Raw genomic sequence first — 554 nt, 5'->3', positions numbered from 1 at the left:
CTGAATGAAGTATTCGTGCCAATTCTGCAAAAGCAATTCCCTGAGATTGAAGACTTCTACCTACCGCCAGAAGGTTGTTCGTATCGCATGGCCGTTGTAACCATGAAGAAGCAATATCCAGGTCATGCGAAGCGCGTGATGATGGGAGTGTGGTCCTTCTTGCGTCAGTTCATGTACACCAAGTTTGTGATTGTGTGTGATGAGTCGGTAAATGCGCGCGACTGGAATGACGTCGTCAAAGCGATGACCGAACATATGGATCCAGTGCGCGATACCTTGATGATAGACAACACGCCAATCGATTCTCTCGACTTTGCGTCGCCAGTGGTGGGGTTAGGTTCCAAAATGGGACTAGATGCGACTATCAAATGGGATGCGGAACTTGCAACACGTCCCCAAATCAGTGAGCAAGACAGTAAAGTAATAACAGAAGCCGATTTGGAATCACTGAAACAACAGCGTCCAGAGATCATTGATATCTATCTACCGCCAACAACCAATAATCGTTTTGCCGTCGTTACGATGAAGAAAGACCAAGCGGGCCAATCTCAAGC

At 47.3% G+C, this 554-nt stretch carries 1 pseudogene; it reads left to right on the top strand.

The features are described 5' to 3' along the window. Window positions 1-554 (top strand): annotated as a pseudogene (locus R7093_RS27310) (UbiD family decarboxylase domain-containing protein); the annotation flags it as partial.

Source organism: Vibrio sp. 1580 (assembly GCF_033340055.1).
The sequence above is the reverse complement of the archived record's forward strand: the minus strand, read 5'-3'. Positions and strand labels throughout refer to the sequence as shown.